1 protein-coding gene is annotated in these 2544 nt (G+C 63.9%); it reads left to right on the top strand.

Annotated elements, in window-relative coordinates; translation table 11 throughout:
* The first annotated feature begins 694 nt into the window (after window positions 1-694).
* A complete protein-coding gene (gene ltrA / locus EF387_RS46290; RefSeq protein ID WP_128382565.1) occupies window positions 695-2446 on the top strand; it encodes a group II intron reverse transcriptase/maturase in 1752 nt (583 codons plus the stop codon).
* Window positions 2447-2544 lie beyond the last annotated feature (98 nt).

Below are 2544 nucleotides of genomic sequence, written 5' to 3'. Positions count from 1 at the left end.
GTTGATCGGTGCGACACGAAGTCGCGCACTTCGAGTGAACTCGCAGATCGGAGGCCGGTTATAGACCGGATGCGTGGTTCCTGATCAGTGTTCGAGATCAGTCCCCGTCCTGGCGTGCGTTCACAGGTCCCGCTTGTGAGGGTGCGAAGCCCAGGGAAGAAGCCCAAGGGCCCCCGCTCCGTCCGGGGGAGCAACCGGGCGAGGGGAAGGCCGGACGGGCGAACGCAAGTGAACCCCCGATGATGCCTCGTCAGCCCAAGCCTTGGGTGACGGGACGAGGACCAGGGTGCAAGGGCCTGGCCGCTGGAAGAGGCGGCAAGCGACGGCCGGGGACGATCAACCGGTTGTGGGAACACCGCTGGCCCCGGGGTGTAGGGGGCGCCCACCCCGGCCGTGTCTCGTGTGCGCGGAACGTGGAAACCCCGTCGGGGTCCGGGCCTTTTCGGCTCGGTAGGCCGATCGCAAGAGGGGCGGAACTCCTCGGCGGGACAGGAAGCCCAAGAAGCAGATGCCGGCGGCCGAAAGGCAGCGGGACTCGGGACATGTGGCTGCCTCTCCAGGTGGCTGTCTCGGGGAACCGGCCGGATGCCGGTCCTGGCGGCCGGGTCCCGAAAGGGGAGCTGACGTGGGCTGGTGAGCCTTTGACGACCGAGGCCCGGGGCCTCCCGAACCGAGGGGCAAGTTGGACACCGCGGTGAACGGACCCAAGGACGTTGCCGAATGGGACGACATCGCATGGCGTCACCACGAGGACAACGTAGTGAGGCTGAGGCAGAGGATCTTCAAGGCGACGCGGGAAGAGGACTGGGCCCTGGTCCGGTCCTTGCAGAAACTGATGCTGAGATCATGGTCGAACACGCTGATCAGCGTGCGGCAGGTGACTCAGCGCAACGCTGGACGTCGGACGGCCGGGATCGACGGGGAGACCGCCCTGTCACCCGAGGCCAGGATGGACGTGGCTTTACGTGTGCACCATACGCGCTCGTCCTGGAATCCACTGCCGGTCCGACGCGTGTACATTCCAAAGGCCAATGGAAAACAACGGCCGCTCGGTATCCCCGTGATTATGGACCGATGCCATCAGGCGCGTGTCCGTAACGCACTGGAACCCGAGTGGGAAGCGCGCTTCGAGCCGAAATCCTATGGGTTCCGGCCGGGCCGCAGCTGTGCGGACGCCATCGGCGCTCTCTACTCCACGCTGAAAGGCTTCCGGGCCAGGAGGTTGTGGATTCTGGATGCCGACTTGTCCGCCGCATTCGACAGAATCGGCCACGAACAACTGCTCAAAGCGATCGGGTCCTTCCCGGCCAGGGAAATGATCCGGGGATGGCTGAAAGCGGGAGTGGTGGAGGACGGCCTGCTCACACCGGCCGAAGAGGGATCGCCCCAAGGCGGTGTAATCAGCCCGCTGTTGATGAACGTTGCGCTCCACGGCCTGGAGGAAGCTGCCGGAGTTCGCTATCTCGCATCCGGACGCACTTCCGGAGAAACGACGCGAGGAGCTCCGGTGCTGGTGCGATACGCCGACGATATGGTCGCCTGCTGTCACTCCCGGCAGCAAGCAGAGCAGGTCAAGGCGCGGCTTGGAGCGTGGCTGGCGCCCAGGGGCCTGACCTTCAACGAGGAGAAGACGCGCATTGTGCATCTCTCCGAAGGTTTCGACTTCCTAGGATTCACTCTCCGCCAGTTTCACGGATCCAAGCTGATCATCAAGCCAAGCAAGAAGGCGATTATACGGATACGGGGAAGGCTCACGGACGAGATGCGAAATCTTCGCGGATCGAATGTGGTGGCGGTCATCGCCAAACTCAACCCGATCATTCGGGGTTGGGCGGCCTACTACCGTGGGGTGGTGTCCAGCCGGGTCTTCGCGGATCTGGACTCTCATATGTGGCGGCTCACCTATAAGTGGGCCAAGCACTCCCACCCCAACAAGTCGAAGAAGTGGATTGTGCGCCGCTACTACGGCAAGTTCAACAAGTTCAGGAACGACTACTGGGTGTTCGGCGATCGCGGCTGTAACAGCGAGAGCGGCGGCACCTTTCACGTGGTCAAATTCTCCTGGACGAATATCGTCCGGCACCAGTTGGTCACTGGCGGGGCGTCGCCCGACGACCCCGACCTGCATGACTACTGGGCCAAAAGGCGGAGGAAGGTCAAACCCCCGCTGGACAACTACAACCTGAACCTGCTCGCCAAGCAGGAAGGCCGCTGTCCACTCTGCGGGGACTACATCCTCACTGCCAACCAGCCACCGCAGTCCCCGCACGAATGGGAACGCTGGTGGTTGAACACCGTCCGCAGAGCGGTAGCCGCCAGCTACCTCACTCACCACGGGCGGAGCGGCACGCCGGACGGACCGCAGACTCGCCTGGTACACGCCTCTTGCCATCGTGGTCTCCGAGCCAGAACACGCAGGAGACTCGCAGTCTCTGCATCACCGTGAAGCCCTCGGGGCTTGCTTGAGCCGTGGTGCCTGGAAACCGGGCATGCCCGGTTCTGAGGGGGCGGGGACGCAGCAATGCGTCCCCGCTACCCGACAGC

It is taken from the genome of Streptomyces cavernae (assembly GCF_004023625.1).
Lineage (GTDB): Bacteria > Actinomycetota > Actinomycetes > Streptomycetales > Streptomycetaceae > Streptomyces > Streptomyces cavernae.
The sequence above is the reverse complement of the archived record's forward strand: the minus strand, read 5'-3'. Positions and strand labels throughout refer to the sequence as shown.